At 68.1% G+C, this 26,759-nt stretch carries 27 protein-coding genes; 15 read left to right on the forward strand and 12 right to left on the reverse strand.

The genetic code is table 11. The features are described from left to right. Positions 1-33: 33 nt before the first annotated feature. A complete protein-coding gene (locus tag GNX71_RS26725) occupies positions 34-1,020 on the forward strand; it encodes an ornithine cyclodeaminase family protein (RefSeq protein WP_206175216.1) in 987 nt (328 codons plus the stop codon). Positions 1,021-1,027: 7 nt separating this feature from the next. On the opposite strand, the gene GNX71_RS26730 is transcribed toward GNX71_RS26725, so the two are convergent. Continuing rightward, complete coding sequence (locus GNX71_RS26730; protein ID WP_206175217.1) at positions 1,028-2,176, reverse strand: pyridoxal-phosphate dependent enzyme; 1,149 nt, start codon at positions 2,174-2,176, stop codon at positions 1,028-1,030. Positions 2,177-2,280: 104 nt separating this feature from the next. Here GNX71_RS26730 and GNX71_RS26735 point away from each other — a divergent pair, with 104 nt between their 5' ends. Beyond that, the gene (locus GNX71_RS26735) at positions 2,281-2,907 is read left to right on the forward strand and encodes a PAS domain-containing protein (RefSeq protein WP_206175218.1); all 627 of its coding nucleotides are present in this window, start codon (positions 2,281-2,283) and stop codon (positions 2,905-2,907) included. Positions 2,908-2,916: 9 nt separating this feature from the next. Here the strand turns inward: GNX71_RS26735 and GNX71_RS26740 are convergent, their stop codons facing one another. Together GNX71_RS26740 and GNX71_RS26745 are read right to left on the reverse strand one after the other, a co-directional pair. Beyond that, positions 2,917-3,897, reverse strand: a complete 981-nt coding sequence (locus GNX71_RS26740; protein WP_206175219.1) for a tripartite tricarboxylate transporter substrate-binding protein — start codon at positions 3,895-3,897, stop codon at positions 2,917-2,919. Between the two features lie 17 nt (positions 3,898-3,914). Continuing rightward, positions 3,915-5,156, reverse strand: a complete 1,242-nt coding sequence (locus tag GNX71_RS26745; RefSeq protein ID WP_206175220.1) for a pyridoxal-phosphate dependent enzyme — start codon at positions 5,154-5,156, stop codon at positions 3,915-3,917. A 103-nt stretch (positions 5,157-5,259) separates the two neighbouring features. Between GNX71_RS26745 and GNX71_RS26750 the strand changes: the two genes are divergently transcribed. After that, a complete protein-coding gene (locus tag GNX71_RS26750) occupies positions 5,260-6,180 on the forward strand; it encodes a LysR substrate-binding domain-containing protein (protein ID WP_206175221.1) in 921 nt (306 codons plus the stop codon). Positions 6,181-6,190: 10 nt separating this feature from the next. Here the strand turns inward: GNX71_RS26750 and GNX71_RS26755 are convergent, their stop codons facing one another. The 3 genes from GNX71_RS26755 to GNX71_RS26765 all read right to left on the reverse strand — a co-directional run bounded on the left by GNX71_RS26755 (position 6,191) and on the right by GNX71_RS26765 (position 11,593). After that, positions 6,191-6,850 carry a hypothetical protein gene (locus GNX71_RS26755; protein ID WP_206175222.1) on the reverse strand — a complete coding sequence of 220 codons (660 nt, stop codon included), beginning with the start codon at positions 6,848-6,850 and terminating at the stop codon, positions 6,191-6,193. 124 nt (positions 6,851-6,974) lie between these two features. Continuing rightward, the gene (locus tag GNX71_RS26760; RefSeq protein ID WP_206175223.1) at positions 6,975-7,979 is read right to left on the reverse strand and encodes a response regulator transcription factor; all 1,005 of its coding nucleotides are present in this window, start codon (positions 7,977-7,979) and stop codon (positions 6,975-6,977) included. Between the two features lie 20 nt (positions 7,980-7,999). After that, positions 8,000-11,593, reverse strand: coding sequence for an ATP-binding protein (locus tag GNX71_RS26765; RefSeq protein WP_206175224.1), 3,594 nt, complete (start codon positions 11,591-11,593; stop codon positions 8,000-8,002). A 107-nt stretch (positions 11,594-11,700) separates the two neighbouring features. On the opposite strand from GNX71_RS26765, the gene GNX71_RS26770 reads away from it, so the two are divergent. The 7 genes from GNX71_RS26770 (at position 11,701) to ureG (ending at position 16,734) form a co-directional block, all read left to right on the forward strand. After that, a complete protein-coding gene (locus GNX71_RS26770; RefSeq protein WP_206175225.1) occupies positions 11,701-12,003 on the forward strand; it encodes an urease subunit gamma in 303 nt (100 codons plus the stop codon). Positions 12,004-12,025: 22 nt separating this feature from the next. Continuing rightward, positions 12,026-12,625, forward strand: coding sequence for a HupE/UreJ family protein (locus tag GNX71_RS26775; RefSeq protein WP_206175226.1), 600 nt, complete (start codon positions 12,026-12,028; stop codon positions 12,623-12,625). Between the two features lie 7 nt (positions 12,626-12,632). Further along, positions 12,633-12,938 carry an urease subunit beta gene (locus tag GNX71_RS26780; protein WP_206175227.1) on the forward strand — a complete coding sequence of 102 codons (306 nt, stop codon included), beginning with the start codon at positions 12,633-12,635 and terminating at the stop codon, positions 12,936-12,938. A 3-nt stretch (positions 12,939-12,941) separates the two neighbouring features. Continuing rightward, positions 12,942-14,660 carry an urease subunit alpha gene (ureC, locus tag GNX71_RS26785; protein ID WP_206175228.1) on the forward strand — a complete coding sequence of 573 codons (1,719 nt, stop codon included), beginning with the start codon at positions 12,942-12,944 and terminating at the stop codon, positions 14,658-14,660. A gap of 90 nt (positions 14,661-14,750) precedes the next feature. Next, positions 14,751-15,374 carry an urease accessory protein UreE gene (gene ureE, locus GNX71_RS26790; protein ID WP_206175229.1) on the forward strand — a complete coding sequence of 208 codons (624 nt, stop codon included), beginning with the start codon at positions 14,751-14,753 and terminating at the stop codon, positions 15,372-15,374. A 1-nt stretch (position 15,375) separates the two neighbouring features. Continuing rightward, a complete protein-coding gene (locus GNX71_RS26795) occupies positions 15,376-16,065 on the forward strand; it encodes an urease accessory UreF family protein (protein WP_206179706.1) in 690 nt (229 codons plus the stop codon). Between the two features lie 18 nt (positions 16,066-16,083). Beyond that, positions 16,084-16,734, forward strand: coding sequence for an urease accessory protein UreG (ureG, locus tag GNX71_RS26800; protein ID WP_013543232.1), 651 nt, complete (start codon positions 16,084-16,086; stop codon positions 16,732-16,734). Positions 16,735-16,750: 16 nt separating this feature from the next. Here the strand turns inward: ureG and GNX71_RS26805 are convergent, their stop codons facing one another. The 4 genes from GNX71_RS26805 to GNX71_RS26820 form a co-directional block, all read right to left on the reverse strand. Then, entirely contained in the window at positions 16,751-17,278 is a 528-nt protein-coding gene (locus GNX71_RS26805) for a hypothetical protein (protein ID WP_206175230.1), read from the reverse strand. Between the two features lie 74 nt (positions 17,279-17,352). Continuing rightward, positions 17,353-17,946 (reverse strand): ATP-binding protein, encoded by a 594-nt coding sequence (locus GNX71_RS26810; protein WP_206175231.1) that lies wholly within the window; start codon positions 17,944-17,946, stop codon positions 17,353-17,355. Positions 17,947-17,961: 15 nt separating this feature from the next. Then, positions 17,962-18,258 carry a hypothetical protein gene (locus tag GNX71_RS26815; protein WP_206175232.1) on the reverse strand — a complete coding sequence of 99 codons (297 nt, stop codon included), beginning with the start codon at positions 18,256-18,258 and terminating at the stop codon, positions 17,962-17,964. Positions 18,259-18,338: 80 nt separating this feature from the next. Continuing rightward, positions 18,339-19,496 carry a porin gene (locus GNX71_RS26820; protein WP_206175233.1) on the reverse strand — a complete coding sequence of 386 codons (1,158 nt, stop codon included), beginning with the start codon at positions 19,494-19,496 and terminating at the stop codon, positions 18,339-18,341. A gap of 402 nt (positions 19,497-19,898) precedes the next feature. On the opposite strand from GNX71_RS26820, the gene GNX71_RS26825 reads away from it, so the two are divergent. The 3 genes from GNX71_RS26825 (at position 19,899) to GNX71_RS26835 (ending at position 23,715) form a co-directional block, all read left to right on the forward strand. Next, the gene (locus GNX71_RS26825; protein ID WP_206175234.1) at positions 19,899-20,555 is read left to right on the forward strand and encodes a nuclease-related domain-containing protein; all 657 of its coding nucleotides are present in this window, start codon (positions 19,899-19,901) and stop codon (positions 20,553-20,555) included. Positions 20,556-20,621: 66 nt separating this feature from the next. Next, on the forward strand, positions 20,622-23,024 hold the full coding sequence (gene bamA / locus GNX71_RS26830) for an outer membrane protein assembly factor BamA (protein WP_206175235.1): 2,403 nt from the start codon (positions 20,622-20,624) through the stop codon (positions 23,022-23,024). A gap of 16 nt (positions 23,025-23,040) precedes the next feature. Continuing rightward, on the forward strand, positions 23,041-23,715 hold the full coding sequence (locus GNX71_RS26835) for a response regulator (protein WP_206175236.1): 675 nt from the start codon (positions 23,041-23,043) through the stop codon (positions 23,713-23,715). Here the strand turns inward: GNX71_RS26835 and GNX71_RS26840 are convergent. Next, positions 23,676-23,990, reverse strand: coding sequence for a hypothetical protein (locus tag GNX71_RS26840; protein WP_241027059.1), 315 nt, complete (start codon positions 23,988-23,990; stop codon positions 23,676-23,678). The genes GNX71_RS26835 and GNX71_RS26840 overlap by 40 nt on opposite strands. Before the next feature lie 36 nt (positions 23,991-24,026). Continuing rightward, positions 24,027-24,308, reverse strand: a complete 282-nt coding sequence (locus tag GNX71_RS26845) for a hypothetical protein (protein WP_241027060.1) — start codon at positions 24,306-24,308, stop codon at positions 24,027-24,029. Positions 24,309-24,454: 146 nt separating this feature from the next. On the opposite strand from GNX71_RS26845, the gene GNX71_RS26850 reads away from it, so the two are divergent. Both GNX71_RS26850 and GNX71_RS26855 read left to right on the forward strand, forming a co-directional pair. Continuing rightward, complete coding sequence (locus GNX71_RS26850; protein WP_206175237.1) at positions 24,455-26,029, forward strand: ATP-binding protein; 1,575 nt, start codon at positions 24,455-24,457, stop codon at positions 26,027-26,029. Continuing rightward, positions 26,026-26,730 (forward strand): response regulator, encoded by a 705-nt coding sequence (locus GNX71_RS26855; protein WP_206175238.1) that lies wholly within the window; start codon positions 26,026-26,028, stop codon positions 26,728-26,730. The genes GNX71_RS26850 and GNX71_RS26855 overlap by 4 nt, the downstream gene beginning before the upstream one ends. The last annotated feature ends 29 nt before the right edge of the window (positions 26,731-26,759 follow it).

The raw sequence follows: 26,759 nt of genomic DNA on the forward strand, positions 1-26,759 counted from the left end.
GATTTTTCGTCTGGAAGTAGATAATATTTCCAGATGACACCCTCCACGTCGCCCGCCGACGCATTTCTCCTGCTGCTCGACAAGCACCAGGTCAACGCCCTCCTCTCCCCCGACGACGTGCTGAAGGCCGTGCACGAGGCCTTCGTGCTCCATAGCGACCGCGAAGGCCGCGTCTTCCCGGTCGTGCGCGAGCCTCTTTCCACCGGCGGCGTGTTCGGCATCAAGTCGGGCGACGTGCAGGCGCAGGGCCTGCTCGGCTTCAAGGCGGCCGGCTTCTGGCCCGCCAACCGGCAGCGCGGCGGCGAGCCGCACCAGGCGACGATCCTCCTGATCGACCCCGCCACGGGCCGGCCGCTGTGCGTGATCGACGGCAATGCGATCACGACCGTGCGCACGGGCGCGGCGGGCGGGCTCGGCCTGCAGCGGCTCGCGCGGCCCGGCAGCACGCGGCTTTGCATCTTCGGCACCGGCGTGCAGGCGCGCATCCAGCTCGACTTCGCGCTGCGCCTGCTGCCCTCGCTGCACGAAGTGCGCTACGTGGGCACCGACGGGCGACGCAACGCCGCATTCGAAGACAACTTCGCGGCCCGCTGCAACATCGCACCCGCCACCGACCGCAACGCCGCGGTCGCAGAGAGCGACATCGTGATCACCGCAACACCGGGCGGCGGTGCGTTGTTCGACCTGGAAGCCGTGCAACCTGGCACGCACCTGAACTGCGTTGGCGCCGACACGCGAGGCAAGCGCGAACTCCCTGAAGGCCTGCTGCCGCGCGTGCGCCTCTTCGTCGACGATCGCACGCAGGCGCAGCAGATCGGCGAAACCCAATGGGCGCCCGATACCGCGAGCACCGAGTTGGGCGACCTGCTGAGCGGCAAGACGGCATTCGATCGCGCCCCGGGCGACATCACCGTGTTCGACATGACCGGCCTCGCGCTCCAGGACCTGACCGTCGCGCGCCTGCTTCATGAACGCGCAGCCGCCACGGGCACAGGCACGCGCCTCGCCTGGCCCTGGTAGCTCAGCCTCAGCCGGCGGTGCTGCCGAACAGCTCGGTCATGAACTGCGTCGACTTCAGCCCGGTGCCCGTCAGCAGCACGACCGTGGTTTCGCTGGCCCGGATGTCGCCCCGCTGCGCCAGCACATCGATGGCCGCAGCCGCCGTCGCGGACGTCGGCTCGGCATAGAGGCCCGTCGAAGCCAGCCGGCGCACCGCTGCCGCGATCTGCTCTTCCGTCAGTGCCACCGTCTTGCCGTTCGTCTCGTGCAACGCCTGAAGAATCTCCTGCAGGCGCACGGGCCGCTTGATGGCCGTACCTTCGGCGATCGTCGGCTTCACGATGCGATCCACCAGCGTGTCCACGCCTGCGACAAAGCTCGCATCCACCGGCGAGCAGTTCAGCGGCTGCGCCACGAAGATCCGCGGCAGCTTCGCGATCTGCCCCGCGGCCAGCAGCTCCTTGAAACCGATCCAGCACCCGAGCACATTGCTGCCCGCGCCCGCCGGAATCACCACGTTGTCGGGCGCGACAAAGCCCAGGTCTTCCCACAATTCATAGGCCAGCGTCTTCGTGCCCTGCAGGAAGAACGGATGCCAGTTGTGGCTCGCATAGAAGATCGATTCGGACTGGCGCACCGCTTCGTATTCGGACTCCTCGCGCGGTCCCGGCACGAGCTGCACCTCGGCCCCGAAAGCGCGGATCTGCGCCACCTTCGGCGCTGGTGTGTAGCTGGGCGCCAGCACCTTGACCTTGACGCCGGCCGCCGCGCCCGCCGCGGCAATGGCCGCGCCGCCGTTGCCCGAGCTGTCTTCCAGCACGGCATCGACGCCCAGTTGCCGCAGGAACGAAATCATCACGGACGCGCCGCGGTCCTTGAAGCTGCAGGTCGGGTTGAACCATTCGAGCTTGAAGTGCGGCTCGAACCCGCCCCAGCGCTTCTGCACCAGCGGCGTACAGCCTTCGCCCATGCTCGCGGGCCGGTCGATTGCCACCGGCAGCGCCGCGCGGTAGCGCCACACCGAGCGCTCGCGCGAATCGATGTCTTCGCGGGTGATGCCGGGCAGCGGCGTCACCATCATCGGATTGCCGTCGTCGGAGCGCCAACGGCGTTCCGAGAGGTCGTGATAGCGGCCGGTGCGGGGATCGATATAGCGTGCGGGTTCCTGGCGTGTCATGCGCGGCTCTCCTGGAGGATCTTTCTGGACTTGGATAATATATCCAAATATGGACTTTCCGTACAATTTGGATTCTTCGTCCAGACCTGGATACATTCCCGGGCATGAAGAAGAAGTCCAACAAGCAGCTCCTGGAGATGCTGCGCAACATGGCCGAAGGCCTCGGCGAAACCTTTGCGCCCTTCTGCGAAGTCGTGGTGCACGACCTGAGCAATCCGAAGAACGCGATCTACGCGATCGAGAACAACCTGAGCGGCCGGCAGGTGGGGCAATCGGTCACCGAGCTCGGCCTTGCCCGCATCCGAGATCCCGAATACCCCGCGGTGATCGCGAACTACGCCAACACCTTTTCCGACGGCCGCAAGGTCAAGAGCACTTCCATCGGCGTGAAGGACGACAGCGGCGAGTACGTGGCCGCGCTGTGCCTGAACGTCGACCTCACGCTGTTCCAGAGCTTCCAGGGCGCGATCTCGCAGTTCACGCGGATCGACGAGCGGGAGGTCCACGAGAGCCTCGACACCGGCGCAGGCCATTCGGAGCGCATCCATGCGCGCATCGATGAATTCGCCGCATCGCGCGCCACGACTTCGCGATCGCTCAAGCCCGCGGACCGCAAGCAACTCGTGCAGGAACTGAAGAAGGCGGGCTTTCTCGAGATTCGCCGCGGCGCCGAGATTGCCGCGGCGCACATGGGCGTCTCGCGCGCCACCGTGTACAGCGACGCGAAGTAGCACGCGGGCTTACTGCGGCTGCAGGCCGACCTCGTGCGCCACCTTCTGCCAGCGCTCGGCCTCCGAGCGCAGGAACGCGCGCAGCTCACCCGGCGTGGAGCCTTTCATCTGCACGCCCAGCACCGCCATCCGCTCCTTCACCGAGGGATGCTCGAGCGCCGCAATGGCCTCGCGACGCAGCTTCTCGATCACCTCGAGCGGCGTGGTGGCCGGCGCGACCATGGCCCACCACTGGTCGATCTCCATGCCCTTCAGGTTGTTGTCCGCGAGCGCGGGCACGCTCTGCAGGCCGGCGATGTTCACGCGCTGCGTGCTCGTGACGAGCAACGGCCGAATCCTGTTGCCGCCCGCAAGGCTGGAGCCGCTGGCCAGCGTCGCGAAGTGGCCGGCCACCGTGCCGGCTGCCACGTCGGTCAGCGCCGGCGCGGAGCCCTTGTACGGCACCATGTTGAAGCGGATCTTCGTGCGGCTCGCGAGCATCTCGGCCGCGAGATGGCTCACCGTGCCCGCGCCGCTGTGCGCGATGGCCGGCGGCGACGGCTTGGCGGCGGCCGTCTTCAGGAAGGTCCTGAAATCCTTGCTGTCCTCGTCCATTCCCGCGAAGAACACCAGCGGCGAGGTGCCGATCATGGTCACGGGCGTGAAGTCGCGCAGCAGGTCGTAGGGGAGCTTGGCCGTCACCGCCGGCGCGATCGCATGCGGCAGTTCGACGATGGCGATGGTGTAGCCGTCGGGCGCGGCCTTGGCGGCCGCATCGGTGCCGATCATGCCGGCCGCGCCGGGCCGGTTGTCGACGATCACCGGGCTGCCGATGGTCTGGCTCATACGCTGCGCCATGGCGCGCGCGATGGCATCGGTGCTGCCGCCTGCGGCCCAGGGCACGACGAGCTTGATGGGCCGTTCGGGGTAGCCCGCCCACGCGGGTTGCGCGGCGGCGAGCAGGGTTGTGCAGCCGGCGGCCAGAAAGGCCCGGCGATGAATCGTCGGCATGAGGGTTCCTTCGGAGGTCAGACGGCCGGATCGGGCCAGCTTGGATCGCTCGACGCGTTGGCCGTGAGCATCAGCACCACGTGCGCATCGGCGGCGATGGCACCGGTCTCGCGCAACTGCCGCAACGCGGCCAGGCCGCCGGCCGCGCACAGTTCGGCGCTCACGCCCGCGGCGGTGAGAAGCCGCCGCGCCGCACGCGCTTCGTCGTCGCTCACCACCACCGCGCCGCCGCCGGTGGCCGAGGCGGCCTGCCACTGCAGGTAGGTCACGGTGGCGCCCGCCGTCGAGAACTGCGCGGTGTGGCCGGGGTAGCTGCCGTTGATCGCGCCGCCCGCGAACACGCGCGACAGGCGCGGGAACGGCTCCACCAGCCAGAGCCGCGGCAGGCGCGGAATGCGCCCCGCCGCCAGCAGGTCGCGAAAGCCTGCGTAGATGCCCCAGGCCAGATCGCCGCGCGCGGTGGGAATCACGATGTGGTCCGGCACGCCCGCATCGGCCACGCATTCGGGGGCGATGGTCTTGTAGCCCTCGATGGCCAGCGGCGCGCTGCCGAGCGCGGGCAGGCGGTAGTTGGTCAGCGCGAAGTAGCCGGGGTATTGCGAGCGCTCGCGCACAAACGCCCAGCGGCCGGCGTTGTCTGCGAACACATAGCGCCGCGCGCCCAGTGCATCGAGCTGCCGTGCATAGGTAGCCGGCATGCCCTCGTAAGTGGCCACCTCGCAGCGCAGGCCCGCGGCCCATGCGTAGTGCGCCGCCGACACCGCCGCGTTGCCCGACGACGCGAGCACCAGCGTGTGAGCGCCGAAATCCAGCGCCTGCGCCACGCCCACTGCTGTCATCCGGTCCTTGTGGGAGCCGGTGGGGTTGCTCGATTCGTCCTTGAGGCCGAGCCGCGCGACGTCGAAATGCCGGGCCAGCTCCGGCATCTCCTGCATCGGCGTGTGGCCCTCGCCGAGGGTGAAGCCCGGCGCATAGGGCATGGGAATCGCATCGGGGCTGTCCGCCGCCAGGTCGGGCAGGTAGCTGGCGCGCAGCGCGACGTGAAAGCCCGCCTTCTTGCAGGCGGGGCAGCCGTCGTGCGTCAGCGTGACCGGGTAGAGCGCATCGCAGCGCAGGCACTGCAACCCCCGAAGGCGCGGATTGCGCACCGGCTTGAGCGCCCGGGCCAGGGCGGAGGGCGTGGCGTTCGCCGAATGATGGGCCGAGGGGTCCGCGGGCAAGGCGGCGAACTTGAAGTCCAGAACTGGCGAGGGCGTCACGGGGAGGGCGGGTTGGAAGTTGTGCCCAAATCTTATGCATTCGGAAATAAAATTACGCACCTCCAGATACTCAATCGATAAATAAACTTATCGGTGGTCATCGATGCGATTCACCGAAATCGAGACGTTCCGGGCCCTGATGCGCGGCAGCTCCACCCGCAAGGCAGCCGCCTTGCTGCATGTGACGCAGCCTGCCATCAGCCAGTCTCTCAAGCGGCTCGAAGCGCAGGCGGGCATGCTGCTCTTCCAGCGCACGGGCGGGCGGCTGGTGCCCACGCCCGAGGCGCGCGCGCTGTGGATCGAGGTGGAGCGCGTGTTCATCGGCATGGACGCCATCGAGCATCGCGTGCGCAGCCTGCGCGACTTCGGCCTCACGCAGCTGGAACTCAGTTGCTTTCCCGCCTACGGCCTGGGCTTCATGCCCCGCGCCCTCGCCCGTCTGAAGGCGCACCGCGGCGCGAGCCCCTGGCCGCAGGTGTCGCTGCAGGTGCTCAGCTCCAAGGATGTGCGCGACCGGGTGGCGATGGGCATCTCCGACTTCGGGCTCATGGCAGACGAGCTCTCGCTCGAAGGTATCGACCACTCGACCTTCTCGCGCTTTCCCGGCGTGGTGGTGATGCCCGAGGGCCATGCGCTCGCGCGCTTCAAGACCATCAAGCCCGAGCAGCTGGCGGAAGCGCCCTTTCTCGCGCTCAACCCCGAGGACCCTTCGCACCAGCGGCTCGAGGCGGCGCTCGCGCCCTACGGCGTGGCGCTGCGCGTGCTGGTGCAGACGCCCTATGCGGCCAGCGTGTGCGAGATGGCGCTGCGCGGCCTGGGTGTGGGGCTGGTCAATCCGATCACCGCGCTCGACTACGCGGAGCGCGGGCTGGTGGTGCGCCGGCTGTCGATCGACGTGCACTTCACCTGCATCCTGGCCCTGCCGGCCGGCAAGGTGCTCTCGGCGACGGCGCGCGACTTTCTCTCGCTCATGCGCCTGCAGCTGGCGGAGGACGAGAAGCGCATTCAGCGCTATCTGCGCTAGGCGCGCCGAGTCACTTCCAGGTGAACTCGTGGTTCAGCCCGACCACGAAGCCGGTCACGCCCCGCCCGCCCACCGGCCGGGTGCGCGAGGCGCTGATGTCCACGCTGATCAGCGGCGTGAGGCTGAAGCGGCCGCCCACGCGCGAGGTCCAAGCACCCGAGGCGCGATTGCGCTCGGCGATCAGCGACACGACATCGGTCAAGGCCCACTCGGCAGCCAGGCCACCGCGTGGCGTACGCACGCCGGTGCCGAGCGCCCAGTCGGCGCCGAGGTTCGCATGGACCTGCAGGCTGCCGGTCGGCCGCCAGGTCACCGGCACGACGAACTGCCCGCCCATGCGGCCGCCGCGCCGCAGGTCGGACACGGAGCCCATCGACACGGCCGCGCTGAGCGGCGCGTCTCCGGCTTGCCCCAGGAAGTTCCATTTGAGCTGCGGACCGGCGGTGATCGAGTGAACGCCCTGCACCGAGAGCCGGTCGACGTTCAACCCCAGCTCGACGGGCCCCACGCGGCACGACGGCCCGAAGTGAAAGCCAGTGACCGGCTCCGCGCCGGTGCGGCCCCACCAGGTCTCGTACTGGCACTGGCCGGGATCGAGCGTGCCCGCGTCGTCGACGTCGAAATGGCCTGCGGCCTGCGCGCCCAGACTCGCCAGCGCGCAGGAAGCCATCAGCAGCCAGCCGCGGCTCGATCGTCGGATTGTTGTTCTCTGCCTGTTCTTCATCGCGCATCCCAAGGCCCTCGGACCATTCTAGGGAGGCGGAAAGTCGGCGCGGTGACGCGCCGCAACGAACTCAGATCTCGAACTGGGGCTGCAGCTCGCGGATGCGCTTGATGGCCACGCCGGCCGCTGCGGTGCGCGTCTCGACCCCCAGCTTCACATACACCCGCTCCAGGTGCTTCTTGGCCGTGGCCGGGCTGCTGCCGAGGATCTCGCCGATGTCCTTGTTGGTCTTGCCCTTGACCACCCAGTACAGCACCTCGGCCTCGCGCGCGGTGAGCTTCAGGCTCAGGCTCATCGCTTCGATCACACCGGTGTCGGACACCTCGCGCATGATGATCATCCACTCGTCGCCGTCGTCGTCGTGGCCGGTCTGCTGGTGCAGGCGCAATGTGAGGCTGCTCGCACCCTGGACGATCGAGAGCGCCGGCGGCTCGATGCCGCGCTGGCGCGCATCGGGCGTGTGGCGCAGCAGCCATTCGAGCACTGCGGGCGGCGTCTCCGGCGCGCGCGTTTCGCAATACCGATGCAGCAGGTCGCGCGCGAGCGCCGTCTGCCAGATCAGCCGGCCTTCGGGCAGCCGCACGGTGATGCTCGCGTAGCCGAAGGCATCGAGCGCATTGCGCGCCTGGCCGGCCTGCCGCGCATCCTGTCGTGCGCGGCGCGCGCCCTGCAGGTGCACGTTCATGCGCGCCAGCACTTCCTTGGGCTTGATGGGCTTGGTGACGTAGTCGACGCCGCCCGCTTCGAGCGCGGCCACGAGGTGCTCGGTTTCGGTCAGGCCCGTCATGAACACGATGGGAATGTGCGCGGTGGCGGCATCGGCCTTGAGCCGGCGCGCCACCTCGAAGCCGTCGATGCCCGGCATCATCGCGTCGAGCAGCACGATGTCGGGCCGCGCCTGCGCGGCGCGCTGCAGCGCCTGCTCGCCGTTGGTGGCGATGAGCACGGTGTAGCCCGATTCATCGAGCGCGTCGTGCAACACCGCGAGGTTGTCGGGGACGTCATCGACGATCAGCACGAGATCGCTGTTGACGCCTTCGTCGCGCAGCGCCCGGGCGAGGGGGGACGGTTCCATCGGGACGGGTGGGATCGAGGTCATGGCGCACTCACTGCTTCGGCCAGCGCGCGGCTCATGGCTTCGAACTGGAACTGGCGCGCCAGCACGCGCTGCGCCTCGGTCCAGGCCATGCACTCGGGCTGTTCGGTGTCGATGTCGTCGAGCTGGTTCATGATGCCGCGGAAGTAGCCCAGGCTCACCGCCTCGTCGAGTGCGCGGAGGCGCTCGCGCGAGGGCGGCTGCATCGTCTTCGGCGCCGCGGGTGGGGGCAACGCGGCGGCGGTGTCGGTCCACTTGAGGCCGAGCCGGCGCTCGAGCCAGTCGAGCAGTTCGGTGTGGCGCACCGGCTTCACGAAGAAGTCCTCGGGTGCGATGGCCACGTCGTTGTCCAGGCCCTTGTCGAAGGCGTTGGCCGAGACGATGGCGACGGACGCATCGGTCAGGCCGAGCTTGCGCGCCCGACGGATGGTTTCCCAGCCGTCGATGCCGGGCATCGCGAGGTCGACGAACATCGCATCGGGCCGGTAGCCGGCGGCGATCAGATCCAGCGCATCGTGGCCGCTGGCGGCCGTGCGGAGTTCGAAGCCGAGCGGCGCGAGCACATGGTCGAGCAGGTCGCGATCGGCCTCTTTGTTGTCGACCACCAGGAGGCGCCGGCGCGCGCCTTCATAGCCGCGGCGCGCGCGCGCCGCCGGCACCGGCCGGCTCGCACCCACCGCGGTGTCGTGCACGCGCGGCAGGAAGAGCCGCACGCAGAACAGCGAGCCCACGCCCGGCGTGCTCTGCACCTTCATCTCGCCACCCATCAAGTCCGTGAGCATCTTGGCGATGGTGAGGCCCAGGCCGGCACCCGGGGCCGACGAGGCGACTGCGTTGCCGCGTGTGAAGGGCTCGAAGATGCGCTCGATGTCCGCGGCCGTCATGCCCGGGCCCGTGTCCTCGATCTCGATGGCCGCGAACTCGCGCGCGTATGCAAGCCGCAATGTGACCTGCCCCGCCGCGGTGAACTTGATCGCATTGCCCAGCAGGTTGATGAGGATCTGGCCCACGCGCTTCTCGTCGGCGCGCACCACCTCGGGCAAGGCGCCTGCGGCCTCGAAGCGGAACTGCAGCCCCTTCTCGGCCGCCTGCAGCTCGAACATGTCGGCGAGCTCGCGCATGGTGTCGGCAAAGCGCATCGGCCGCGCATGCAGCGTGAGCTTGCCGGCCTCGATGTGCGCGATGGCCAGCGTGCCCTCGATGAGCGAAAGCAGATGCTCGCCGCCGCGCTTGATGACCGCCACCGCCTGCTGGCGGTGCGGCGGCACCGAGTGGTCTTCGCCCATCAGCTGTGCATAGCCCAGGATGCTGTTGAGCGGCGTGCGCAGCTCGTGGCTGATGGCGCTGATGTAGCGGCTCTTGGCCTGGTTGGCCTGGTCGGCGGCGCGCTGGGCCTGCTCGGCGACGGCGCGTGCTTCTTCCGCCGTCTGTTTGGCGGCCTGCAAGGCGCGGTCGGTTTCGCGGTGCAATTCGATCTCTCGCACCAGCAAGTGGGTCTGGCGGTTGGATTCTTCCTGCGCGACCTTGCGGCTCTGGTGCGCGAGCACCAGCCACCACGCCACGATGCCCGCGATGACCAGCAGCGCCATGTACGCCTTGAGAAACCCCGAGCGCAGCGCCGACTGCTGCACGCCCGCCCATGCTTCGGACACCCCGGCCTGCGTTGCAAGCTCGACCGCGCTTTCGGCGAGCGCCCGCAGTTCCTGCTGGTAGAGCACGCCGAACACCACCGCCAGCAGCGGCACGATGATCAGCATCAGCAGCAGGAAGTGCCCCAGGCCCGTGTCCAGGTAGCGCCAGCTGCGGCGCGGCAGCAGCCAGCGCAGCACGGCCGACCATTGCGACGACAGGCTCGCATGCGGCTTGCACAGGTCGCCGCAGCGCGCGTCGAGCGTGCAGCACAGCGAGCAGATCGCGCCCTGGTACGCGGGGCAATGCGCCATGTCCGGCCCTTCGTACTCGCGCTCGCAGATCACGCAGTGCTGCACTTTCAGGCGCTGGTAGCTGCCGCTTTCGTCCGATTCGACCTTCGCCCAGCGCACTGCGCGCCCACCCGCCGCCGGCGAAAAGGGCACCGCGCCGGTCGCATCCGATGCCCGCGCCAGGTAGTACTTGCCACCGGTCGCCCACGCCAGCAGCGGCGAGGCGACGAGCGCGGTGCCCAGCGCGATCAGCGCCGAGAACGCCTGCGCCAGCGGCCCGAACACGCCCAGGTGCGCGGTGATCGACAGCACCGAGGCCAGCGCCATCGCGCCCACGCCCACGGGGTTGATGTCCCACAGGTGCGCGCGCTTGAACTCGATGCCCGGCGGCGAAAGCCCCAGCGGCTTGTTGATGACCAGGTCGGCCACCACCGACATCATCCAGGCGATGGCGATGTTGGCGAAGAGCCCGAGCACATCGCCCAGCGCCTCGAACACGTTCATCTCCATCAGCATGAAGGCGATGAGCGCGTTGAACACCACCCACACCACCCGCCCCGGATGGCTGTGCGCCACGCGCGAGAAGAAATTGCTCCACGCCAGCGAGCCGGCGTAGGCGTTGGTGACGTTGATCTTGAGCTGCGAGATCACCACGAACAGCGCCGTCGCGGCCACCGCCCAGCCGTAGTTCGGAAAGACGTACTCGTAGGCCGCGAGGTACATCTGGTTCGGATCGACCGCGCGCTCCACCGGCACCATGTGCGTGATGGCCAGGTAGGCCAGCAGCGCCCCGCCCAGCATCTTGAGCACGCCCAGCACCACCCAGCCCGGCCCGCCCGCCAGCACGCCGGACCACCAGCGCCCACGCGTGGTCGCGGTGCGCGCGGGCATGAAACGCAGGTAGTCGGCCTGCTCCCCCATCTGGGTGATCAGCGCGATCCCGACCGTCAAGGCAGCGCCAAACAGGTGCAGATCGAAACCCTTGGTGCCGGCCTTAACCCCGTTGTAGTGCACGATGCCAGCAAACGCACCAGGATCGCGCACGAGCACGAACACAAAGGGCACCACCAGCATCAGCAGCCAGAGCGGCTGCGTCCAAAGCTGCAGCCGGCTGATGGCCGACACCCCGTGCGTGACCAGCGGAATGACCACCAGCGCGCACACCAGGTAGCCCCAGACCGGCGGGATGCCCAGCGCCAGTTCCAGCGCATAGGCCATCACGGCCGCCTCGAGCGCGAAGAAGATGAAGGTGAAGCTCGCGTAGATCAGCGAGGTGAGCGTGGAGCCGATGTAGCCGAAGCCGGCGCCCCGGGTAAGCAGGTCCATGTCGATGCCGTAGCGCGCCGCATACACGCTGATCGGCAACCCCGCCAGGAAGATGATGAGCCCGGTGACCAGGATCGCCCAGAAGGCATTGGCGAAGCCGTACTGCACCAGCAGCGTGGCGCCCACCGCCTCGAGGATGAGGAACGATGCGGCCCCGAAGGCCGTGTTGGCCACCCGCCATTCGGACCACTTGCGAAAGCGCTGCGGCGTGTAGCGCAGCGCATAGTCTTCGAGCGTTTCGCTTGCGACCCAGCTGTTGTAGTCGCGCCGGACCTTGACGATGCGCTGGGGGGCGTCGTCCGGAGTCGTGGTCGTGGCATCGGGGTTCACACCGTTTCGGTGCATCTTTCGTGCCATCCGTACGACTTTTGGCGAACAGGGCACGACTGTTGCAAAGAAGAAGGCTTGCCCATAATGGCCGACTCTTCCCCCAGCCACCCGATGCCGCTCCCATGGAACTGACCCCGCGCGAAAAAGACAAGCTGCTGATCTTCACCGCGGCGCTGCTGGCCGAACGCCGCAAGGCCCGCGGCCTGAAGCTCAACTACCCCGAAGCCATCGCCCTGATCTCCGCCGCCGTCATGGAAGGCGCCCGCGACGGCAAGAGCGTCGCCGAACTCATGAGCGACGGGCGCTCGGTGCTGACCCGCGCCGACGTGATGGAAGGCATCGCCGAGATGATCCCGGACATCCAGGTCGAAGCCACCTTTCCGGACGGCACCAAGCTGGTCACCGTCCACCAACCCATCGTCTGACCCCATTCAAAAAAGAACTGTCATGCGCCAAAGCACTTCCAAGACCCTCGCCCTGCTCGCCCTCCTGCTGCCGCTCGCGGCCAGCGCCCACACCGGCGTCGATGGCGGCCTGCACCACGGTTTCACGACCGGTTTCCTGCACCCGCTGACCGGCGCGGATCACCTCGCGGCCATGGTCGCGGTCGGTTTCTGGAGCGCCTTGGCCGCGCGCCGCGCCTGGCCTGACCTGCTGTGGGCGCCGCTCGCCTTCGCCGGCATGCTGCTCGTGGGCGCGCTGATGGGCCTGGGCGGCGTTCAACTGCCGGCCGTCGAACCGATGATCGCGGCCTCGCTGCTGGTGCTGGGCCTGCTGGTGGTCACGCGCATTCATCTGCCGGCGGCTGTTGCGATGGCGGTGGTCGGCGTGTTCGCCGTCTTCCACGGCGTGGCCCACGGCTACGAACTCGCGAGCGAAGAAGGCGCGGCGCTCACGCTGGCCGGCATGGTCTGCGCGACGGTGCTGCTGCACCTCGCAGGCATCGCCCTCGGCTGGGCCTTGCGCCATGCCAATGCCTGGCTGCCGCGCGTGGCCGGTGCCGCTGTCGTCGCACTTGGCGCGACGCTGCTGGCACAGGCGATCTGAGGCCCCCATGACCCCCGGCGAACTCCTCACCGACAACGGCGACCACACGCTCAACCCCGGCCGCCGCACCCTCACGCTGGTGGTGCAGAACACCGCCGACCGGCCGATCCAGGTCGGCTCGCACTATCACTTCGCCGAGACCAACGGCGCCCTCGGCTTCGACCGCGAAGCCGCACGCGGCATGCGGCTGAACATCGCCTCCGGTGCCGCGGTGCGCTTCGAGCCCGGTCAGCAGCGCACGGTAGAACTGGTTGACTTCTCGGGCGATCGCATCGTCTACGGCTTTCGCGGCCTGGTTCAAGGAAAGCTCTAAAACATGGCCACCATCGGGCGACGCGCCTATGCAGAAATCTTTGGCCCCACCGTGGGCGACCGGGTCCGCCTCGCAGACACCGAACTGCTGATCGAAGTCGAGGCCGACTACACGCTGCGCGCCGGCGGCTACGGCGAAGAGGTGAAGTTCGGCGGCGGCAAGACCATCCGCGACGGCATGGCGCAATCGCAGCGCACCCGCGCACAAGGCGCTGTCGACACCGTGCTCACCAACGCGCTCATCCTCGACCACTGGGGCATCGTGAAAGCCGACATCGGCCTGAAGGACGGCCGCATCGCCGCCATCGGCAAGGCCGGCAACCCCGACGTGCAGCCGGGCGTGGACATCGTCATCGGCCCCGGCACCGAGATCATCAGCTGCGAAGGCAACATCGTCACCGCGGGCGGCATCGACAGCCACATCCACTTCATCTGCCCGCAGCAGATCGAGGAGGCGCTGTCTTCCGGCGTGACCACCATGCTCGGCGGCGGCACCGGCCCTGCCACCGGCACCTTCGCGACCACGGCCACGCCCGGCCCCTGGCACATCGAGCGCATGCTGCAGGCGGCCGATGCGTTCCCGATGAACCTGGGCTTCCTCGGCAAGGGCAATGCGAGCCTGCCGGCTGCGCTGCACGAGCAGATCGAGGCCGGCGTCATCGGCCTCAAGCTGCATGAAGACTGGGGCACCACGCCCGCGGCGATCAGCAATTGCCTCGACGTGGCCGACGCCACCGACACGCAGGTGGCGATCCACAGCGACACGCTCAACGAATCGGGCTTTGTCGAGAACACCATCGCGGCCGTGGGCGGCCGCGCCATCTGCGCCTTCCACACCGAAGGCGCGGGCGGCGGCCATGCACCGGACATCCTGCGCGTGGTGGGCGAGGCCAACTTCCTGCCCTCCTCCACCAACCCCACGATGCCCTACACCGTGAACACGCTCGACGAGCACGTCGACATGCTCATGGTGTGCCACCACCTCGATGCCGGCATCGCCGAAGACCTGGCCTTCGCCGAGTCGCGCATCCGCAAGGAAACCATCGCCGCCGAAGACGTGCTGCACGACCTGGGCGCGATCAGCATGTTCAGCTCCGACAGCCAGGCCATGGGCCGCGTCGGCGAGGTGATCATCCGCACCTGGCAGACCGCGCACAAGATGAAGGTGCAGCGCGGCACGCTGCCCGAGGACAGCGAGCGCAACGACAACTTCCGCGCCAAGCGCTACGTCGCCAAGTACACGATCAACCCGGCGATCGCGCACGGCATCGCGCACGAGGTCGGCTCGCTCGAAGTCGGCAAGTGGGCCGACATCGTGATCTGGAAGCCCGCCTTCTTCGGCGTGAAGCCCTTCACCATCCTCAAGGGCGGCACGATCGCGATGGCGGCGATGGGCGATCCGAGCGCGTCGATTCCCACGCCGCAGCCGGTGCATTTCCGCCCGATGTTCGGCGCGTACGGCGGCTCGCTCGCGAAGAGCTCGCTGACCTTCGTCTCGCAGGCCGGGCTGGCCTCGGGCATCAAGGAGCGCTACGGCCTCAGCAAGAACCTCAGCGCGGTGAAGAACATCCGCAACGTGCGCAAGAAAGACCTGATCCACAACGGCTATGCGCCGAAGATGGAAATCGATGCGCAGACCTACGCGGTGCGCGCCGATGGGCACCTGCTGACCTGCGAGCCGGCGAAGCTGCTGCCGATGGCGCAGCGGTATTTCCTGTTCTGAAGCCAGGGCATGCGCCTGCTTGACAGGCTGCGTATCCTCGAAGGTATTCATCCAGCCAGCGGGCGCCTCCGGGCGCTCCTTTTTCGCAACATGCTCACCGCCAACAAACTCATGCCGCAGGGCCGGGGCCTCGCGCCCGTGCTGCTCAAGCGCGCCGCCACCATCGAGCTCGACTGGGACGTCCGTCAAAAAAGCCGCTTCGACGCCACCGACTCGCAAGGCCGGCAGATCGGCATCTTCCTGCCGCGCGGCACCGCGGTGCGCGGCGGCGACGTGCTGGTGGCCGAAGACGGCTCGCTGATCCGCGTCATCGCGGCGCCGCAGCCGGTGCTTCGCATCACGCACTGCACGGCCCACGGCACGCCGTTCGACCTGACGCGCGCGGCCTACCACCTCGGCAACCGGCATGTGCCGATCGAGCTCAAGCCCGATCACCTCAAGATAGAACCCGACCATGTGCTGGCCGACATGCTGCGCTCGATGCACCTGATCGTCGTCGCGGTGGAAGAAGCCTTCGAGCCCGAGGGCGGCGCCTATGGTTCGCACGAGCACGGCCACGGCAGTCATGACCATCACGGCCATGACCACGACCACGGTCATTCGCATGGCGCCAGCAAAGGCCCGAAGCCGCTCGTGCTCGCGCCGGAACTGCTCGACGACCATGCCGACCATCCGCACGGTCACGACCACGGTCACCACGGCCACTCCCACTGACATGCCCGACCCGGCCGGCACCCCCAGCGCCCACAGTCTCCTGCAGCTCATCTGGCTGGCCTCCCCGGCCTTGCCCGTGGGCGGCTTCTCGTACTCCGAAGGCGTCGAGGCGGCGGTGGAGTGGGCCGGTGTCGATTCCGAAACCAAGGCCACCGAATGGCTCGCCGACCAGTTGCACCTGAGCTTCGCGCGCGGCGACCTCGCGCTGGTCGCGCAGGCCATCCCGGCCTGGCGTGCGAACGACGCGGCGCGCATCCGCCAGCTCAACGCATGGGTCCTCGCCACCCGCGAATCGGCCGAATTCTTCCTGCAGACCGAGCAGATGGGCCGCTCCTTCGTCGAGTGGCTCAAGCTGCACCATGCAGACACGGCCGAGGTCTTCAAGGACCTGCCCGCGAGCTACCCCGTGGCCTTCGCCTTCGCGCTCAGCCGCACCGGCGCCACGGTGCACGACGGTTGCCTGGCCTTCGCCTTCGGCTGGGCCGAGAACATGGTGGCCGCCGCCGTCAAGGCCGTGCCGCTCGGCCAGAGCGCAGGCCAGCGCATCCTCGCGCGCCTTGCGAACGAAATCCCCGCGGCCGTCGACCGTGCGATGAAGCTGGGCAACGACGAGCGCCAGGCCTTTGCGCCCCTTCTGGCCGTGCTGTCGGCCCGCCATGAAACACAATATTCCCGCCTCTTTCGAAGCTGACCGAACCGGACAACGCCCATGACCTCCGCCTTGCACCACATCCCCCACCGCACCAAGAGACTGCCCCCGCTGCGCGTGGGCATCGGCGGCCCCGTCGGCTCCGGCAAGACCACGCTGCTCGAAATGCTCTGCAAGGCGATGCGCGACAAGTACGACCTCGTCGCGATCACCAACGACATCTACACCAAGGAAGACCAGCGCCTGCTCACCGTGGCCGGCGCGCTGCCCGCCGAACGCATCATGGGCGTGGAAACCGGCGGCTGCCCGCACACCGCGATCCGCGAAGACGCATCGATCAACCTCGAGGCCATCGACCGCATGCTCGAGGACTTTCCGGATGCCGACGTGGTGTTCGTCGAATCCGGCGGCGACAACCTCGCGGCCACCTTCAGCCCCGAGCTGTCGGACCTCACGATCTACGTGATCGACGTGGCGGCCGGCGAGAAGATCCCGCGCAAGGGCGGCCCCGGCATCACCAAGAGCGACCTCTTCGTGATCAACAAGATCGACCTGGCGCCCTACGTGGGCGCAAGCCTCGAAGTGATGGAGCAGGACACGCAGCGCATGCGCCGCCAGCGGCCTTACGTGATGACGAACCTCAAGACCCACACGGGCGTGGCCGAGGTGGTGGCCTTCATCGAGCAGCGCGGCATGCTCACCGAAGGCTGACAGGCGCTTTCAGGGCTCAGAGTTCGCTGCCGTCCCGCAGCTGCCGCGCCTTGTAGACGAGGCGCACGCTCGCGCGGCGCGGGTCGCTCACCTGCTGCACGTAGACATCGGTATCGCCGCTCGTCCAGGCGGCATAGGCGCTGCCCGGATCGCGCGACGCGAGTTCGTTGCCGAACACGCCGCGTCCCCATTGCACGAGCTGCCCGAATGCGGAGGCGCCGTTGTCGGCCGCCGCCTGCGCAGTGGCCACGTATTCGACGCGCCGCAATTCCGAAGCCGCAAAGAAGAAGGTCGGCTCGAACATCAACCCCGCCATCTCGACAGGCGCCGCACGCCAGCTTCCGAGCAGGCCACCGGTCAGCCGCTGCGGACGCTGCACGCGTTCGGCCGCAGGCAATGCAGCCTGCAACTCATCGACCGTCATGCCGAGCCGCACGCCCGGCGGCAAGGCCTGCGCATGCAGCACACCGGCAACGAGAAAAATCGCGCTCGCGGCGAGCACACGGACAAAGGACGAGGGGACTGAAATTCGCACGTTCGGCATCGGAAGGAAAAGCGGCGGCACCGTGGGACCGCGAGTATGCCGCGGAGTTCCACGGTGCCGCCAGCCCGCTTTCTTCAGCGTGCCGCGGCGTACCCGTGCAACGGCAGCCGCAGCGTCAGGCCCAGTGCGCCATCGGCATGCGGCGCCGAGTAGATGCGGCCGCCGTGATTGCTGGCGATGCGCTCGCACACCCGTGCGCTGGCCTGCGAAGCGGCATCGAGTGCATCGAAGAAGCGCGCGAGCGGTGGCCGCACATCGTCTGCATCGAGATCGCGCCAATGCACGACGGCATGCCCGCGTTCCACGCGCGCGGAAACCTGCAGCGTCGCACCGGCCGCCATCACGCTCGCCGCGTGCGCCGCGACCTTGGCCAGCAGTTCGCACAGCTCCGCCTGGATGGCGAAGATGTGCACGGCTTCGGACGGAAGCTGGATGTCGAAGCGAATGCCTGCAACGTCCGGCGTTCCGTCGAGCAACGGCCGCAGGTCCTGCACGCTGCTCGCCAGCATCTTCTGCCGCGCATCGTTTCTCGCCAGTTCCGCCGCATCGCGAGCCCTTGCACTGGCCCGCATGTTCGCGATCATCAGCGAGCCCATCATCGCGACCACGGCGGCCAGGCCGAAGAGAATGCCCACCGCGATGACGAGGCCGAGGTTGCCTGAGTACATGGGTGCAACCTTTCTTCAGCGCGTCCCGGGCGCACGGAATTCCAGCGCGCCCGAGGCCCCGCGCTCGCAGGTGCCCGACAGCGCATCCGCACGCGGCCCCGGCAGCGCAGGCCGGGCACCTTCGGGCTGGCCTTCGCACAGATCCCATGCCGCCATCGGCGGCCCGCGATGCTCGAAGGACATCGGAAAGGGCGGCGGCCCGCCGCGAAACACCGGTGGCGGCCCGGGCAGCACAGGCGGCGGCAACACGATGCAACCCGACAGGCCGGCTGCCGCCAGTACGCCCGCGAGGTGATGGATTCGTCGCGTCATTTTTTGAGTCAGCTCAAGGCGTTGGCCGCCCGTCCGCATGCGACAGGGCGAACGCCCCGTCGCACCGGCCGGGTGCGTCGTCAGAACGCGTGGCGAATGCCGAAGTCGTAGCCCGTCGACGAACGCGGCAGGCCCGTGTAGCCCACGCCCGTGCTGCCGTAGCCCGTGGTGGCCGCGGCGGCCAGGCTGCCGGTGTAGGCGGCGTCGTTGCGGTTGTTCACGCGCGCGATGGTGGCGTACAGCGCGGTGCGCTTGGAGAGGTTGTGCACATAGCCGATCGCGAACTTGTTGACGCGCGGGTCTTCGCCGGTGATGCCGACGGCGCCTTCGTTGTAGCGCACCGTGGAGTACGACGCGCGGATCAGGCCGGCGCCCACCGGCATGCTCGCGCCGATGAGGTAGCCGTTGTAGCTGTCGTGGCTGTTGCCGACGGCCAAGTCGAACTTGTTCTTCACGTTCGAGAGCTCGCCGAACAGCTTGACCGGGCCGAAGTCGTACGACGCACCGAGGTTGATGGTCTGCACCTTGCGCGTGAGCGAGGTGGTGTCGACCGCGACGTTCTGGCCCACCGCCAATGCGATGTCGAGCGGCCCGTTCGCGTAGCCGAAGCGGCCACCGACGTAGCGGCCCGCGCTGCTGCTGGTCTCGGCGGTCGTGTCCGTGGCGCTGGTCTTGGTGTTCTCGTTCAGGCTGTACTGGACCTGGCCGTAGAAACCACCGAGGTTCGGCGGCAGGAAGTAGCCGATCATGTTGCTCGCGCGCACGTAGTTCGAGTTGGCAAGGCCCGCGCTGCTGCTCACCGAATAGATCGCGCTGGAGCCCGAGCCGTTGGTGCCGAACGGATCGAACACCGTGTCGTTCCAGAAGGTGGCCGTGTAGTCGCGGCCCAGCCGCAGTTCACCGAAGCCACCGGAGAGGCTGACGGTGGAGCGGCGGTTGAAGTTGGCGATGCCGGTCGCGCCGTCGTCGTTGCTGATCGGCGCTTCGAGCCAGAAGCTGGCGGCCAGGCCACCGCCCAGGTCTTCGGTGCCGCGAAAGCCGATGCGGCTGGAGTTGTAGCCGGAGTTGGCAAGACTCCATTGGCTCTGCTTGCTGCTCGCACCTGTGACCGGGTCGCGCGACGTGGCGCTCTGGTAGCTCACGCCGGCATCGATGACGCCGAACAGGGTGACGGACGATTGGGCAGAGGCCAGGCCGGTGACGGCCAGCGCGGCGAGTGCCGTGAGGGATTTCTTCATTCAGGTTTCTCCGGGTTTTCAGCTGCTCTACATCGAGCGGCTGAACGGATGGTCTCGTTCAAATTTGGAGGAATCTGGTGGACGCCGCGTGCTTTGCACACGGTGTTGTTTTGAGCGCACTGCGGCATCAAAGCCACGACAGGCGCGCGGTCTGCGCTGCGGCGCTGCGGGCCCCTCTGTGCCGCCGAGGAGCGCAGCGTTTCGCGGATCAGGGCTCGCAGCTGTTTGAGCGATGCGAGTTCTGCGAGACCCCGCGAAACGCGAGCACCGCGGGGGAGCCGCGAAGCGGCCGGCACAGTGGGGCACGCAGCGCCGCAGCGCAGACCGCGCGCCTCTTCAAACAGCACGTACTAAAAATCTCCCAAAAGCAAAGCAATGCTTCGCCATCCCGAAGGAGTCCACATGACCATTGTTTTGCAAAGCACCGTCGCCGCATCGCTGGGCATTCAGCAGTTGGCGAATGCATTCACCCCCGCCTTCTCCCACCTGCGCATTCTTCGCAACCTCATCATCCCGATGCCTTCGGGATGCGCGGTTCCCACGGCGCGCATCGACGCCGTCATCGTGTGCGAGACCGGTGTCTACCTGTTCGAGATCAAGGCATGGCGCAACGCCTTCGTCTACAGGAAGAAATCCGACGAAGCCCCGCCGCGCTGGTTTCTCCGACTCAACGGATGCAAGCGCGCACGCGAAGTGAAAGACCCCGCATGGCAAGGCGGCCGCAAGACCACGCAGCTGCGCAGCCTGTTGCCCGATGACCTGCGCCTGCAGTACTTCGTGCTCCTGCCCTGCGAAGGCGTGGAGCTCGAAGGCGTCATGCCCGCCGCCGTCATCACGCAGCAGGACCTGCCCTACATCGCGCGGCTCGTGCGCAACAACGGACGCACCGCGCGCACCTATCCGCTGCTCGACGCCCACGCCGTCGAACGCACCGTGCAGCGGCTGCTCGACATCCAGGGCGACCTTTCCATGGAAACGCATCTGCAGAACTGCCGGGAAAGAAGTGAGCAGCAGATCTCCATGCAATGGCCCGCCATGAACGCGATGGGCCTGCAGTAACGCGCTTTACCAAACGGGCTGGAGAGCGTCCCACATTTCTCCGACATTGGCAGAGACCATGCGGCGATGCATCTCCCCAAGTTCCTTGCAGCCATCGCTGCACTGTTCATCTCGATGGCCGCCGTTCCCGCATGGGCCGCCACGCCGTTCACCGTTCGCGACATCCGGCTCGAAGGCCTGCAACGCGTCGAGCCCGGCACCGTCTTCTCGACCCTCGGCATCAAGGCCGGTGACGACTACAGCGACGAGCGCGGCAGCGCGGCCATTCGCGCGCTGTTCGAGCTGGGCCTGTTCAAGGACGTGCGCATCGACGTCGACGGCAATGTGCTCGTCGTCATCGTGGAAGAACGCCCCACCGTCGCCGATGTCGACTTCGTCGGCACCAAGGAATTCGAGAAGGCCGCGCTCCAGAAGGCCTTGCGCGAGATCGGCCTCGCCGAAGGCCGCCCCTACGACAAGGCACTGGCCGATCGCGCCGAGCAGGAGCTCAAGCGCCAGTACGTGAGCCGCAGCCTCTACAACGCCGAGGTCGTCACCACCGTCACGCCGATCGAGCGCAACCGCGTCAACCTCACGTTCACCGTCGTCGAGGGCGAGTCGGCGCACATCAAGAGCGTGCGCGTGATCGGCAACAAGGCCTTCGGCGAGAGCACGCTGCTCGACCTGTTCGACCAGGACAGCGGCGGCTGGCTGGCCTGGTACACCAAGTCGAACCAGTACTCGCGCAGCAAGCTCGCCGCCGACCAGGAAACGCTGCGCTCCTACTACCTCACGCGCGGCTTCCTGGAGTTCCGCATCGACTCCACGCAGGTCGCCATCTCGCCGGACCGGCAGTCGCTCGACCTCACGATCAACATCACCGAGGGGGAGAAGTTCGCGGTGGCCGGCGTGCGGCTCGAAGGCAACTACCTCGGCCGCGAAGACGAGTTCAAGACCCTCGTGACGGTGCGCCCCGGCGCGCCCTACAACGGCGAGGACGTGGCCGCCACCACCAAGGCCTTCACCGACTACTTTGGCACCTTCGGCTATGCGTTCGCGCGCGTGAAGGCCGAACCCGACATCGACCGCACCAACCACCGCGTCACGATGGTGCTGAAGGCCGAGCCCGCGCGGCGCGTGTACGTGCGGCGCCTGAACATCGGCGGCAACGCGCGCACGCGCGACGAGGTGATCCGCCGCGAGTTCCGGCAGTTCGAAGGCGCCTGGTACGACGGCAACAAGATCAAGCTCTCGCGCGACCGCGTCGACCGCCTGGGCTACTTCACCGAAGTGAACGTCGAGACCACCGAGGTGCCCGGCAGCAACGACCAGATCGACCTCACCGTCAACGTGGCCGAGAAGCCCACCGGCTCGCTGCAGCTGGGCGCGGGCTACTCGTCGACCGACAAGATCTCGCTCACCTTCGGCATCACGCAGGAAAACGTGTTCGGCTCGGGCAACTACCTCGGGCTGCAAGTCAACACCAGTTCGTACAACCGTTCGATCTCGCTCACCGCCACCGATCCGTACTTCACGAAGGACGGCATCTCGCGCACGATCAACGTCTTCCACACCACCACGCGGCCCTACTACGAGGCCGACGGCAACTACAAGCTCGCGAGCGACGGCGGCTCGGTGCGTTTCGGGCTGCCGGTGGGCGAGCTGGACACGGTGTTCCTGGGCATCGGCGTGGAGCGCTATTCGTTCACGCCCGGCACCAACGGCGCGTACACGCTGGTCGACGGCTCCTACGTCTACACCGGCACGCCGCAGGCCTACCTGGACTACTTCAAGTGCACGGGCACCGCGCCCAGCGTGGTGTGCACCGGCAGCAATGTGGTGGGCATTCCCGCGACGGTGGGGTGGTCCCGCGACGACCGCGACAGCGCGCTGGTGCCGACCACCGGCCGGCTGCAGCGCGCGAACCTCGAAGTGGGCGTGGGCAGCGCGCTGCGCTACCTGAAGACCGACTACCAGTACCAGCAGTACTTCGCGCTCTCCAAGCAGTACACGCTGGCCATCAACGGCCAGCTCGGCTATGCGAAGGCATTGGGCGGCAGCACCTTCCCGATCTTCAAGAACTTCTATGCGGGCGGGCTCGGTTCGATCCGGGGCTTCGAGCAGAACTCGCTCGGGCCGGTCGATGCGGTCACCGGCGGCTCGCTCGGCGGCACGCGCAAGGCGATCTTCAACATGGAGTTCAGCACGCCGTTCCCCGGCGCGGGCAACGACCGGTCGCTCAGGCTCTACACCTTCCTCGATGCGGGCAACGTGTTCGCCGACCGCACGACGAGCATGACCGATGCGCAGTGGAAGGCGCAGAACCGCATCCGCGCCTCGGCGGGCCTGGGCATCAGCTGGATCTCGCCGCTGGGCCCGCTGCGGCTGGCGTATGCGGTGCCGCTGGCCTACCAGAAGGCGGACACCGCCAACGGCATCGCGGCGGACCGCACGCAGCGCTTCCAGTTCCAGATCGGAACTTCCTTTTGAGGAAAGGGACCACGCCATGAGCCGCATCCTGATGGTCGAAGACGGCCGCGACAGCGCCTCGGCGCTGCTGGACCATCTCTACAACGCCGGCCACGAGGTCGAGCACATCGGGGACGGCGCGGCGGCGCTGGACCGCATCCTGAGTTCGCCGCCGGCGCTCACGCTGCTGGACGTGGTGCTGCCGCAGATCGACGGCCTGCAGGTGCTGCAGAAGGTGCGCTCGCACAGCGACCATCCGATCATCATGCTCACGGCGCGCACGCGCGAGGTCGACCGTTTGCGCGGGCTCGACCTGGGCGCCGACGACTATGTCTGCAAGCCGTTCTCGCCGCGCGAGGTGGTGGCGCGCGTGCACACGGTGCTGCGCCGCCATGCACAGCGCGACGGCGCTTCTGCGACGCCGTCGAAGTCGGTGTCGTTCCGGGACGGCGCGCACCTGGAGGGGCACGCACTCGATCTCACGCGCCGCGAGCTCCTGCTGCTGCGCACGCTGTCGCGCGATCCGGGGCGAGTGTTCACGCGCTCGAAGCTGCTGGAGGCGGCGTTTCCCGAAGCGCTCGACGTGAACGAGCGCGCGGTCGACGGGCACATCAAGAACCTGCGCAAGAAGCTCACGGCCGCCGCGCCCTCGCACGGCTGGATTCGCTCGATCTACGGCGTGGGTTTCAGCTTCGCGGAACGGCCCGCCTGAGCGCGGCACGCGGTGTCGTGCTGCACGGCATCGAGCGGCGTGGCAGGGCCGGTGCGCATGATCGGCGCCAGGGTCGAAAGGCTCAAGGCGCTCGCGTTGCGCCGCCCGGCCGCGTGGCGATCGACGCATCCACTCTCGCGTACAGCGACGAGAACCCCCAGCGCGAGGCTGCTGAAGGCCAGCAGGCCCACGAGGCGCTGTATCGGCGGCAACCCACCGGTTGATGATGGCGTCGCCACGGGATGCACCCAGGCGGTTTCGCTGTGAGACGGCATCGAATGCTCAGTCTTGGGTGGATTGCACGTTGCCGTTCATGCGCTTTCCTCCTCGGCTTCGATGCCCGGCTCCCTGACCCGGGTGGCGCGCGCCTCCGCCCAGACGACCAGCAACGTCCACACATGGGTGACCAACCAGAAGATCGCCGTGAGCCACAGCAGGAACAGGTCCATGCCCGGATCGGACCAGAGATCGGCCCACGACCAGGCGGGGCGTGCCGGTGTGCACTGCGCCGGACTGGCCCAGACCAGCGCGGCAGCCACGAAGGCGTGAAGGAACTTTTTCGGTGGGCGAGGCGTGGCCGGGTTCATGGGCATGCATCGTGCGTTTCGAATCGGGAGAAATGTGGGAGGGCGGTTCTCCCAGATTTCTCCCCATTTGGCGGCCATGATTTGCGGCTTGCCTATGACGCCCCCTGTCCGAAACGCATGTCGCAGAATGCGGCCATGCCTGCCCTGAGCCCATGCCGCGTCTGACCCTCTCCCGCAAGATCTTCCTGGCGCTGGCCGCCTTGCTGGTCGTCTTGCTGCTCAGTTTCGTGGGCTTCTCCATCATCGCGCTGCAGCGGGGCCTGGGCGCCTATGTCGCCGAGATCGAGATCCGGCGCATGGACTGGCTCTCGCAGCTCCTCTTGAAGCACTACGTCGCCAACGGCGACTGGAAGAAGCTGCGCGACAACGACGAGGCCTGGCACCGCCTGCGCATGGGCCAGCTCGCGATCGTGCTCGACGGCGCGGCCAGCCCCGACGACCGGCGGCTTCCGCCCTGGTACGAGCGTCGTGCACAGGCCGACCTCGACAACGGCGCGCCGCCGCCGGCCCCGCCCTCTTCCTCTCCCTCCGGTTCGCCGCAACTCGACCTGCTGCCCCGGCGCTTCTCGATGCCGCCGCCGCCCTGGTTCTTTCCAGATCCGCGCTCGGCCGCCGATTCGATCTACCAGCGCCTGGCCGTGCTCGATGCGCAGGGCGCGCCGGTGGTCGGCGCCACCATCGACCTGGAGAACGCCGCGCGCATGCCGATCCGGCGCGGGCGCTCGGTCGTCGGCTACCTGGCGCTCGCGCCCATGCAGGGCCTGGAAAGCGAAGCCGACCGCGCCTTCCTCGCGCGCCAGTCCGGCGTGATCGCGCTCACCGGCATGTGCGGCCTCGCCTTTGCGCTGGTGCTGTCGTGGCTGCTCGCGCGCCGCTGGTTCAAGCCCATCGACGCGCTGACGCAGGCGGCGCAGGATGTGGCGCGCGGGCGGCTCTCCACCCGCGTGACGGTCCATGGCTCCGACGAACTCGCGCTGCTGGGCAAGACCTTCAACGACATGGCGCAGCGCCTGGACAAGGTCGAGGCCTCGCGGCGCGCCTGGCTGGCCGATGCCGCGCACGAGCTGCGCACGCCGCTCGCGGCCATGCGCGCGGAGATCGAGGCGCTGCAGGACGGCGTGCGCACCTTCGACGAACGCACCGCGCTGCGCATGCACCGGCAGGTGATCCGCCTCGGCCAGCTGGTCGACGACCTGCGCAGCAGCATGCGCGAGCCGCAGAACGACCTGCTCACCACCGCGGTGTTTCCGCTCGCGCTGCTGAAGGAAGCGCTCGACCACACGCGCGACCGCTTCGCGCAGCGCGGCATCGCGGTCGACCGGGAGGCGATCGATCGCATCGCCGCATCGGCCCAGCCGGTGATCGACGGCGATGCGCACCGGCTGCACCAGGTCTTCATGAACCTGCTGGAGAACACGCTGGCCTACACCGATGCCGGCGGCCAGTTGCGCATCGATGTGACCGTCGAAGGCGCATGGACCGGCAACTGCCTCACGCTGCTGTTCGACGACAGCGCGCCGGGCGTGTCCGACGAAGAGATTCCGCGGCTCTTCGACCGCCTGTTCCGCGGCGAGACCTCGCGCAGTCGTGCGCTCGGCGGCTCGGGCCTCGGCCTCTCGATCTGCCGCGCGACCATCGAGGCGCACGGCGGCAGCATCGAGGCGGCGGCCTCGCCGCTGGGCGGGCTGCGCATGACCATCACCCTTCCGCTGGCGACCACCGCATGACACGCATCGTCATCGTCGAGGACGAGATCGACATCGCCTCGGTGGTGCAGGACTACCTGCGCCACACCGGCTACGAGACCGAGCACTTCACCGATGGGCAGAGCGCGCTCGAAAGCATCGTCGCCGCGCCGCCCGACCTGACGCTGTTGGACATCATGCTGCCGCGCCTGGATGGCATCGAGGTGCTGCGCCGCGCGCGCGAGCACACGGCGCATCCGATCATCATGCTCACTGCGCGCATCGAGGAGGTCGACCGCCTGCTCGGCCTGGAGCTCGGTGCCGACGATTACGTGTGCAAGCCCTTCTCGCCGCGCGAGCTGGTGGCGCGGGTGCGCGCGGTGCTGCGGCGCACGTCACCAGGGCATGCGCCGGGGGCGCCGGGCCAGGCCCCGCAAGGCGATGCGCCGGGCCTCGTGCTCGACGACGTGCACTGGCGCGCTTCGCTCGAGGGCACGCCGCTGAACCTCACGCGCCGCGAGTTCGGGCTGCTGCAGGTGCTGTCGCGGCATCCGGGGCGCATCTTCTCGCGCGCACGGCTGTTGGAGCTCGCCTACGACGACACGGTGGACGTGACCGAGCGCGCGATCGACAGCCATGTGAAGAACCTGCGCCGCAAGCTCGGCGCGGTGTCGCCTTCGCACGATTGGATCCGCTCCGTCTACGGCGTGGGATTCGCGTGGGAGGCGCCGCCGCAGGCCTGACGGGCCCTCCGCGCGTGGCATGCATCGTG

Source organism: Variovorax sp. RKNM96 (assembly GCF_017161115.1).
GTDB lineage: Bacteria > Pseudomonadota > Gammaproteobacteria > Burkholderiales > Burkholderiaceae_C > Variovorax.

Excerpts from the sequence above, each read along its gene's own strand:
- GNX71_RS26725 (WP_206175216.1), top strand. The coding sequence starts at position 34 with ATGACACCCTCCACGTCGCCCGCCGACGCATTTCTCCTGCTGCTCGAC.
- GNX71_RS26730 (WP_206175217.1), bottom strand. The coding sequence starts at position 2,176 with ATGACACGCCAGGAACCCGCACGCTATATCGATCCCCGCACCGGCCGC.
- GNX71_RS26735 (WP_206175218.1), top strand. The coding sequence starts at position 2,281 with ATGAAGAAGAAGTCCAACAAGCAGCTCCTGGAGATGCTGCGCAACATG.
- GNX71_RS26740 (WP_206175219.1), bottom strand. The coding sequence starts at position 3,897 with ATGCCGACGATTCATCGCCGGGCCTTTCTGGCCGCCGGCTGCACAACC.
- GNX71_RS26750 (WP_206175221.1), top strand. The coding sequence starts at position 5,260 with ATGCGATTCACCGAAATCGAGACGTTCCGGGCCCTGATGCGCGGCAGC.
- GNX71_RS26755 (WP_206175222.1), bottom strand. The coding sequence starts at position 6,850 with ATGGCTTCCTGCGCGCTGGCGAGTCTGGGCGCGCAGGCCGCAGGCCAT.
- GNX71_RS26760 (WP_206175223.1), bottom strand. The coding sequence starts at position 7,979 with ATGGAACCGTCCCCCCTCGCCCGGGCGCTGCGCGACGAAGGCGTCAAC.
- GNX71_RS26765 (WP_206175224.1), bottom strand. The coding sequence starts at position 11,593 with ATGCACCGAAACGGTGTGAACCCCGATGCCACGACCACGACTCCGGAC.
- GNX71_RS26770 (WP_206175225.1), top strand. The coding sequence starts at position 11,701 with ATGGAACTGACCCCGCGCGAAAAAGACAAGCTGCTGATCTTCACCGCG.
- GNX71_RS26775 (WP_206175226.1), top strand. The coding sequence starts at position 12,026 with ATGCGCCAAAGCACTTCCAAGACCCTCGCCCTGCTCGCCCTCCTGCTG.
- GNX71_RS26780 (WP_206175227.1), top strand. The coding sequence starts at position 12,633 with ATGACCCCCGGCGAACTCCTCACCGACAACGGCGACCACACGCTCAAC.
- ureC (WP_206175228.1), top strand. The coding sequence starts at position 12,942 with ATGGCCACCATCGGGCGACGCGCCTATGCAGAAATCTTTGGCCCCACC.
- ureE (WP_206175229.1), top strand. The coding sequence starts at position 14,751 with ATGCTCACCGCCAACAAACTCATGCCGCAGGGCCGGGGCCTCGCGCCC.
- GNX71_RS26795 (WP_206179706.1), top strand. The coding sequence starts at position 15,376 with ATGCCCGACCCGGCCGGCACCCCCAGCGCCCACAGTCTCCTGCAGCTC.
- ureG (WP_013543232.1), top strand. The coding sequence starts at position 16,084 with ATGACCTCCGCCTTGCACCACATCCCCCACCGCACCAAGAGACTGCCC.
- GNX71_RS26805 (WP_206175230.1), bottom strand. The coding sequence starts at position 17,278 with ATGCCGAACGTGCGAATTTCAGTCCCCTCGTCCTTTGTCCGTGTGCTC.
- GNX71_RS26810 (WP_206175231.1), bottom strand. The coding sequence starts at position 17,946 with ATGTACTCAGGCAACCTCGGCCTCGTCATCGCGGTGGGCATTCTCTTC.
- GNX71_RS26815 (WP_206175232.1), bottom strand. The coding sequence starts at position 18,258 with ATGACGCGACGAATCCATCACCTCGCGGGCGTACTGGCGGCAGCCGGC.
- GNX71_RS26820 (WP_206175233.1), bottom strand. The coding sequence starts at position 19,496 with ATGAAGAAATCCCTCACGGCACTCGCCGCGCTGGCCGTCACCGGCCTG.
- GNX71_RS26825 (WP_206175234.1), top strand. The coding sequence starts at position 19,899 with ATGACCATTGTTTTGCAAAGCACCGTCGCCGCATCGCTGGGCATTCAG.
- bamA (WP_206175235.1), top strand. The coding sequence starts at position 20,622 with ATGCATCTCCCCAAGTTCCTTGCAGCCATCGCTGCACTGTTCATCTCG.
- GNX71_RS26835 (WP_206175236.1), top strand. The coding sequence starts at position 23,041 with ATGAGCCGCATCCTGATGGTCGAAGACGGCCGCGACAGCGCCTCGGCG.
- GNX71_RS26840 (WP_241027059.1), bottom strand. The coding sequence starts at position 23,990 with ATGCCGTCTCACAGCGAAACCGCCTGGGTGCATCCCGTGGCGACGCCA.
- GNX71_RS26845 (WP_241027060.1), bottom strand. The coding sequence starts at position 24,308 with ATGCCCATGAACCCGGCCACGCCTCGCCCACCGAAAAAGTTCCTTCAC.
- GNX71_RS26850 (WP_206175237.1), top strand. The coding sequence starts at position 24,455 with ATGCCGCGTCTGACCCTCTCCCGCAAGATCTTCCTGGCGCTGGCCGCC.
- GNX71_RS26855 (WP_206175238.1), top strand. The coding sequence starts at position 26,026 with ATGACACGCATCGTCATCGTCGAGGACGAGATCGACATCGCCTCGGTG.